The sequence below is a fragment of the Lachnoclostridium sp. genome, assembly GCF_031997925.1.
GTDB lineage: Bacteria > Bacillota > Clostridia > Lachnospirales > Lachnospiraceae > Lachnoclostridium.
Map to the genome: position 1 here is coordinate 134,184 of NZ_DAMADT010000005.1, position 8,634 is coordinate 142,817.

Consider the following 8,634-nt stretch of genomic DNA (forward strand, 5'->3'; position numbering starts at 1 on the left):
ATCACAACTTCACTCCCTTTCATAAGGCTTGGTATGGTAAGTTTTGTTTCACCACTCTTACCATTTAATGTAGTCATCGTCCCATTATCCTTATAATAAGTATAACTCCATTTATCTTTATATTTATAGCTATTGCCTTGATAAGTGTAACTAGTTTTAGCATATTTTGTGAAAGAATATGAAGTATTCGGCTTAATTGTTCCTGCACTCTCTGTCCCCATTAATGTTTTTATCCCACTATCACTTTCATGATAATATTTTACCTTTACACTACTCTCTTCTCCTGCTTTTACATATCCAAGTATTAACACAGCCTTACCAGTACCAGAGTTTTTCTGCGATATCTGATTCTCTATAACTTTTGCTGCCTCTGACTTACCTGGTGTTTCCTCATAACTATAAAAGGCCTTACCTAAAAACTTATACTGCTGACCAGAACTATCTGCTATTAGAGAAGGCGTATCATAGATAAGTGTTTCCTCATCACGGACCGGTTGATTTTGAGTGCTACTTGGTAACTTATAATCTATGGAATACTTTCCAGATTGAACATCATTTAAGGTGAAGTTTTTTGTTTGATTTTCAGTCATATCCACTATTTGAATTGAATATGAACCAGCAGGGATCATCTTTTTTGTTATTTTTAACGGAATATCGTAGTATGCGGGGAGATATTTTTCCTTTGTCTCATATGACCAATCAACAGCGTTTTTTATGTCTTCTAAATTAGCATAAGGTCCTTTTATCATTGTGTTATCATCATAAACAGCAAACACATGATTAATATAAAGTATAAGACCATCAGAATTTAGCATATCTGTTACTATTTTTTCCGCCTGATCTTGTGTTTTTCCTTTTTTAATCTCCTCAGCAACATGCATGCTTATGGCTGATTTTGATATCTGCCAAAAAGGTAGTTCGTATGTTGTAGTAACATGTACTCCGTCAGTCTCATCATGAACCAATTGTGGTTTAACCAAAACTCGTTCTTCCTTTTCGATTGGATACTTCGTTACTTCTCCGTCCGTTTTTTTAATAGTAAAGTTATAACCTTCTGTTTTGTAATGAATAGCAGATTGGCTTTTTTTATGCTTACCAATCATTCTCATAATTCCTGTTGTATTAGCTTCACGTAAAATTATTGTATAAAGTCCATCTTCTAATGCATCATTCTTTATTTCTTGCACCATATAGTCTTCTCGGTACTCTGCATAGGATTGATTTAATATTCCAGCTACAACTACTGTTGAATGTAGCAACATCGATGCAGTTAACAGTATTAAAAAAAATTTATATTTTACTTTTTTCTTCATAGGCTACCACTTCAATACATTAACATCATGAAAATAATCACTGAATACCGCTGATACAAGTTTTCCATCGTTGTCTAGAAGAATATCATAATAGCCATTTCTCCACTCACCTAATTTTACATTGGAATAGTTCGCATACGATTCATATGTAAAAGCTAAAGGCGAAATAAGTACCTGATCATTATTTAAAGATGACTTTATCCGATAGTGTACATAAACCCTCAAATATGTTCCAACAGTACCTTGATATATCCCAGACTTATCAAAAGCTATTTTATCACATTCAATAATAGTCTTATTTTTCTTTGCAGCGTCAATGTATTTATTTACATAATTTTTAATATATACTTCGTCATTATATAGTGCTCCAGTAGTTGTTACCGCATCGTACCATTTTTTATTCTTTTCAATTGTACGATAATCAACATTAAAAACATTTTGTAGATATTTTGCTGCGTTTTGTTCCCATGTTGCCCAATAAAAATCTATCTTTCCTGCTAAATTTGTCTTTGTACCATCTGGTAATGAGTACATCAAACTGTTTTTACGATAGTTTTTAACAGTTTCAGGATAAGCATAATCATATCCCTCTTTATACTTTCCAGTTTCATACATATATTCTTCGTATGGTTTTCCATCTTTATATTTGGTTTGATAACCTTTCATAAAGCGAAACTCCCAATCATAGAACGCATTAGGGTAGCTTGCCAATATGTACGGATAAAATTCTGCAAACTTCGGTAGATCTGTTATCCTTATTAATTGTCCATCTTCTGTAATTTTATTTCTCTTACTCTGGTCTTTTAACATTCCTATAAAACTTAATGCAGTATCCTTTGATATCTTTTGAGTTGGGTTGAAAGTTCTGCTTGTAGTATAACTACCATCTGAGGAACCTTTAATATAGCCATAGGCATATGCTTTTGCAAATGGAATGCGTCGATATCCTGGAATTTTATTGACATCTGTAATACGTTTTTCAACTATAGTTTGAATTAGGTCTTCACTTAGCGTATTTCCGTATAATGATTCGTGTGCATTCACCAATATTACAGCTGCATCCACCTTGGAGACATTTCTTTCGTAATCCGAAAATGTACTTTTAGTTATAATACCATGCTCTATCGCAGCGCTAATATACGATTGATTTGTTGTCCCTTGCGCTGTGATACCGATCTCTTGGCAAACTAATTTTATAAAGTATCCTCTTGTTATGTAATTTGTACTTGCTTGTACCACTAATGTTTTTTCAAAAACTAGCGATAGTAGTAATATTATACATAATAATACAATTCGATAATCTTTTTTCACAATCTTCATATTTTACTCTCCCCCTTTTCATATCTCCTGATACGATCCATTATAATTTGTTGTATCCCTATTAAATTTAGTGTTATTACAATTATTCCCTTTTATTATTACATAATTTGTAACCTCAGTCAATTAATTACTAGTTATTCTGTTTAAAAGTTATTTCAAATTCATTTAAGGACAGATTCATTTCACCTTTCTGGATGATATCCTTCATAACCACTATTACACTTTAGGCATGGAAATGCACCGTACTCGGAGCATTCCTCTAAGGATTCACAGAGAATATCCTCAAGGATCTCACCATTTCTCAATGCATTCTCTTTTCTACTTATCCAATCCGGACACTCTTCTTTGTGATAAAGCAGATACCATGACTTTCTTTCTAGAAAATATGTTATATTATTTCTTTTCTCAGCTGCATGGAAAGAATGCCTGTTATAGAAACGTTTTGGTGAGCTTTGATAAGGATATCCTTGAAATAAGACAAAGATACTACATTCCCCAATCGCCCTATCCCAATTTGAGTTATCTATTAGTGGTAAATGGAACTCATATGAAATTCCAAACTCTTTCGCAATCTCGACATGATTATCAACATAATATTTCATAATATCTTCAATTGTTTCCGTTACCGTAGCCCTTTGTACTGCTAAAAATTTAGTTTCATTCCATATAAAGTAAGATGGATTTTTATCATCATAGCCCGAGAATTTAGATAGTCTTTGAAGGTCTTGATAGTGTATCCAGTAACCATCTCCATTTTGCTGATTCATAGATTCGATATAGCCATATTCCTTATCCTCTTCATCAATAAGCTCTGATAAGTTTTGTTTCCCACTTGTACCTGTCCAAACGTTCAATGTAATAACATCGGATAGTGTAAAATAGACCTCAAACAACTCATCTGAATATCTGTATGGAATTTTTTCAGTCCAAGTCCGTTTTAACATGGTCTTTCCATTAGCCATTGTTTCTTTTATACAATAATTTACGTACACTCCATCATAGTCAATGATTGTTATGATAGGGATACTTAACATAAATCGTTCTTTTTGTTCTTCATCCTCTAGAATTCCTAAAGATGCATACATGCTTTGAAAAAAAGAAGCTGTGGCAAGCTCCTTACTTAGCGCTACACAGCTCCCTCCTTTTTTTTCAAGCCTGCTTGTACCAGCATCTACAGCTTGGTTAAAATATGCATTTAACTTAGCATTTTCCACTCGTATCATTATCATCTCTTGATAGTTTATGTCCTGTATTGTTATAAATGCAATTCCTATTATGACAAATATAATAGCATAATGATATAATTTCATCCCCTTAACCTACAATCCCTTCATGAAAATATCCTCTTGAAATGTCAATATTCCTTCGATTCACGAATCCTCGCCCCGCATGTAGTAATTAACTCTTTACTCCCGTCCATAACTCTCCATAAATTCACCTTAAAATAACCTCCATAGGAAAACCAATGCCTAGCTTTCGTAGAATATAAATTATGAATAATATCTTCATTTGTTGTAACCGTCCAATATGTTTGATTCTTATTGGTAAACTCCATGGTGTTATTTTTCTTTTGATAAATCGGTTCATATACATAAGATTCACTCATCATCTCTATTTGAAGCACTGGATAGATTCTGTGTATTCGATCAAGAAAATCTTCGTATATCTCCTTAGTTAAATATCCATGAGTAGTCACGTCTTCTATAAAATTTTCTGTATATCCTGATAACTCCTCCTGACATAATAATTCAGTTCGTTTGCTAAGATAAAGCATAGGAATTAGGAAGAAAATAATGAACGCAACTAATAAATCTGTAACTTTCTCATATACATGCATACTACGGTATCATTCCCCCATATACATATTCCTGTTCTTTTATACCAGTTGGTATAAATAGTGATTCTAACTGTTCTATTACCCCATCTGCGTCATGCAAAATTCGAATTGTAATATAATCACCCCTTTCAAAAAAGAAAACGGATTCTTCCATTACCCTATTTACCATATCTGTATATAGTAGTTGCTCCCTTGTTTCCCCTTGATCATAGACAAATTCTCGATAACAAATTAGTTCAACGGTAAATCCATCCAATATTCCATGCATCCGATCCATGAAGTCTTGATATTGTAATTTTGTAATCTTCTTTTCCACTTTTCTATGTTCAACAAAGTTTATTAATTCCTGTAGGATTACTTCCTCTCTTATCTGCCTTTGTAGTGTAGCATCATATCGCAGAGGAAATAAAATTAATAATATTGCTGCCAAAAGAACCGCAGTTATCCTTCCAAGTGCTTCCATACCTTACCTCTATGGATTCTTAATTGTAGATTCTACAGGATTAGTTGACAGATTAGAACAGGCGGTGTCCTCTACTCTCTGAATGTAAAATAGAAGTGTCAACGCAATACAAAATAGCAATGCACCAAACACATGTGATAAAAATGATGTAATCTCCTCCATATTTTCCTCTTTCTTTTATGTAACCAAGTTTGTAGTTTCCATATAGTTATCTAAAAATCCAATTCACCTCTATTAAACTCATAAAGCTTTACAAGATCTTATGTCTTGTAACCTCTCTTGCACTTTAAAACATGCCTACTTAGTAAGCCGTGCAAAAGAGAATTTAAAATTTCAAGAAACAGAGATTTCTTTCACCAATCATACTGCCTAAAGCGGTACAAACAATGCATGTAACTAGTGTGATGTTTAAAATTTCTTAGGCGGCTTCTTTTGGCGCCTAGAAATTCTCTTCGCACTTCTTACTGCTGAACAAACGTCATCATTGTCACAACTCCATTTTGATCTAAAAACGTTTCACCTAGGAAGTTTCCATCCGGATTAACATAATACTCACTCTTTTTCTCTTTAATTTTTGCGATATCGTACTGGTTGGATTGGAATATAATCCCTGGGCTTGTGAGATTACGCATTCCAGTATAAACAACGATAGAAAATACTCCTCCTTTTATCTCATTCTCATATTTTTTAACTGCTTCAACGACTTCACGACCACTGACCTTTATTCCATCATACATCGTCTTATTAATATCCTGATACTCACCATTCATTTTAGTTATTTGGCTGATTCCACCGCTACTTGTATTCTTTGCTTCTCTTGAAATATAAAAACCCAATCCAACTACGATACAAGTTATTACCACGCCTGCGGCTAAAATTAGCCCTTTTAAAGAATTATCCATATCGTTCCTCCATAAATTTTATTTGGCGGCGTCTTTTGGCGCCCTTGAAATTCTCTTCACATTTTAAAACATGCCTTCAAAGGCGGCACAGACAATGCATCAACCCCCGAATGCCACCAAAGTCGGCACAAACAATGTACCAAACCCGGAACTTCACTTCTGCGTAAACTCAACTCTTATAATTACATCATTATCATCGCGAACAACCTTTCCTTGAAACATTGCAAGCGGATTAACATATCGTACACTGGTTATTTCCCTTAATTCCTTCAGCGTAGTGTTATTCTCGTATGTGTAATTTCCTGAGGAAGTAGATATCTTTACTGTAACTGGTGCTTCTTGTCCACTCTTATATTTCCTTAACTCCTTCCTAGTAAAATTTACAACATCGCTTCCAGTCACTTCTCTATCGTCAAATCGATTGATATCTTTCTCTGAAATCTCCCGCTTAAAATCTGATAAACTTTCTGCAGATGACATTGCAGTTGACTTGGCTTCTCTAGCCATATAAAATCCAATTCCAATTACAATGCACGTTAAGACAACACCTGCTGCCATCAGTAATCCCTTTATTGCACTTTCCATAGTCTCCTTCTTTCCATAATCTCTTACTTTCCATTTGCTATCGCCTCACTAATTTCCATAAGCTTCGATAAACTGACAGTAACAAAAGGTAAGATAAGATACAGCGCAATTGTTGTTACCAAAGGTAGAAACGATAAAAACCTACACAGAATTCCTTTTTGTTCTAATTGATAATTCGTTTGCTGCTGTCTTCTCTCACTATAAAATTGAATCTCTAATGCAACCTCATCCAAAGCTTTTGTTACTCCAATGTCATCACACATAATCAAGTTATCTACCAATTTATGAAATGCTACACAATATGTATTTTCTTTTAATTGGTGTAAGGCTTCCTTTTGTCCTACATCATAGTCTAATAAGCATTGACGTAACTGTTTTTTAAATATAATAGAGAAGTCCTCCATAATCTCAAGTAACTCAAAAGTTGAGATACGATCCATATACATTACCATCATGAGAATCGCTTGAAATTGAAAAACCTCATCCTCCATATAGACCTTAGCAAGTCGCACTCGGTATTTTAAAACCCAAACTGGAAGATAGAAACATAGAATGGAAGACAACAATACTAAAAAAATAATTTTGTTCTTCCATAGATGCATCAAAAAAATTGAGGTCCATAGAAAAGAAAAAGAAAATCCTAGAAAACCACAGATAATTCGCTTACATAGAAACTCAGAAATATCCATGGTCTCCCCAACTTGGATTAAAGATATTCTTAGTTTCTCAAAAGTCCTCGGAAAGAAATGTTCATAATTTCTGCAGTATCTAACAAATATATTATATTTCGATACTAGTTTAAGCCATGGATGCTGTTTACTAATCACTTTGATTGGTGTCTTAAGAAGAAAAAACAGATAATATAAGCCAACTGTTAGAATAAAAAGAAACGCATAAAATAGAATACGATATGCTCCTTCGTAATAGGAAGATAACTCTGGTAAATTACTAAGTCCCCAGGATTCAATTGCTCCTAGCGTAGTTATAGGTACAACAATAAGAAAAGTTAATCCAGAAAAATGATGTTTTAGCGTCTGATTATTTTTTAATTCGATGTGTATCTCTTCTCGCAGACGCTTTAGGTTTCTTAAATAAAGAGATTGACCTTCTACCGTTTTATCTCCAAATTCCATTACCATAAGACTTAATGTCAAAAACATCCGAAAGTAGCGATTCTGATTCATATGTTTGAATCTTTCCTTTGCTAAATTCATATCTACAGAGCATAGAGCTTCATAAATAGCATAGATTTTCTCTTTTAGCCCAGGGGTTTTACAAACTTCATAAGCCTCCTGGGCCGCTTCATCTACCATTCCATGGACATAGTATCGGTGCCTAACTTCTGAAAGCAACCAATCAAGCTCTAGCAACTGCTTTTCAAAGAGTCTATTCTCCTTCTTCCAGTAAGTCTCCATGTGAAGCACAAATAACAAAACCGCTATCACACTAAAATAATAGAGAGAAAATGGAATATTAAAAATAGTTAGAATCGTTAGTAAGAGGGTATAGAGTATAATTGCAGTTAGAATTTCCTTTTTTCCCTTATGAACAATTCTCATTACCACCCTCCCCCTTCAATTGAAATAGCTGCAAATAAGCATCTTTCTCCTCTGTTGATAGGTGAGTAAATACCTCTTCTTTCGTTGTTTCACTTACTGGCTGTACCAAGAGGTATTTACCGCTTTCACATCTTATAATATCCCTAACAGTAATCTCATCCTCATGAATATTCGGTTCAATTTCTGTGATCCGTTCAATATACCGATGCCCATTATTATCTTTTGCCACGTGAACATCAAATCGGATAGAGGCTTTTACCTGCATCTGTGCGGCATGTTCATTCTGAAAAGCCCCAGTTATCATTAGATCATTTCGTAGTGCCATAACTAGATGCTTCGTTGTCTTTGCATGATGAGTAAATATGGTATATTTACTTGCTACTTGTGAAACCATAACTAACCAGCTAGCTACTGGTGCACTTGCCACCTCTCCAATGATATTCACCGTTCCATCGGTTTTCTTTTGCAAATCTAGCCCTTCCCTACCTTGGATTTCTGCCGTTTCTCTAAAACTTACTATATTTCGTTCCGGGTATATTTCTCTAAGATGTAACTCAAAGACTAACTCTTGCACACGAAGAGTATAGGCCGGAGGTATAAATTGAATCAATGATTTTAATAATGTTGTTTTACCAGAGCCTTGCTCTCCTGTAAT

General features: G+C 34.2%; 9 protein-coding genes and 1 pseudogene. All 10 read right to left on the reverse strand.

Annotated features, from left to right (window positions below; all coding sequences use genetic code 11):
• The coding region (locus tag RTP52_RS05670; RefSeq protein ID WP_312369790.1) for a hypothetical protein at window positions 1-1,313 on the reverse strand (1,313 nt) is incomplete at its 3' end.
• A 3-nt stretch (window positions 1,314-1,316) separates the two neighbouring features.
• Entirely contained in the window at window positions 1,317-2,633 is a 1,317-nt protein-coding gene (locus tag RTP52_RS05675; protein ID WP_312369792.1) for an S-layer homology domain-containing protein, read from the reverse strand.
• 182 nt (window positions 2,634-2,815) lie between these two features.
• Window positions 2,816-3,943: a hypothetical protein gene (locus RTP52_RS05680; protein WP_312369794.1), complete on the reverse strand. Its 1,128-nt coding sequence runs from the start codon at window positions 3,941-3,943 to the stop codon at window positions 2,816-2,818.
• Window positions 3,944-3,987: 44 nt separating this feature from the next.
• Window positions 3,988-4,470, reverse strand: coding sequence for a hypothetical protein (locus RTP52_RS05685; protein ID WP_312106383.1), 483 nt, complete (start codon window positions 4,468-4,470; stop codon window positions 3,988-3,990).
• A gap of 1 nt (window position 4,471) precedes the next feature.
• Entirely contained in the window at window positions 4,472-4,933 is a 462-nt protein-coding gene (locus RTP52_RS05690; protein ID WP_312369796.1) for a hypothetical protein, read from the reverse strand.
• A 9-nt stretch (window positions 4,934-4,942) separates the two neighbouring features.
• Complete coding sequence (locus RTP52_RS05695) at window positions 4,943-5,095, reverse strand: hypothetical protein (RefSeq protein WP_312106387.1); 153 nt, start codon at window positions 5,093-5,095, stop codon at window positions 4,943-4,945.
• A 299-nt stretch (window positions 5,096-5,394) separates the two neighbouring features.
• A complete protein-coding gene (locus RTP52_RS05700) occupies window positions 5,395-5,835 on the reverse strand; it encodes a hypothetical protein (RefSeq protein ID WP_312369798.1) in 441 nt (146 codons plus the stop codon).
• Between the two features lie 153 nt (window positions 5,836-5,988).
• Complete coding sequence (locus tag RTP52_RS05705) at window positions 5,989-6,420, reverse strand: hypothetical protein (RefSeq protein ID WP_312101441.1); 432 nt, start codon at window positions 6,418-6,420, stop codon at window positions 5,989-5,991.
• Window positions 6,421-6,443: 23 nt separating this feature from the next.
• Complete coding sequence (locus RTP52_RS05710) at window positions 6,444-7,979, reverse strand: hypothetical protein (protein ID WP_312369800.1); 1,536 nt, start codon at window positions 7,977-7,979, stop codon at window positions 6,444-6,446.
• Window positions 7,963-8,634 (reverse strand): annotated as a pseudogene (locus tag RTP52_RS05715) (hypothetical protein); the annotation flags it as partial. The pseudogene RTP52_RS05715 and the gene RTP52_RS05710, both read right to left, overlap by 17 nt.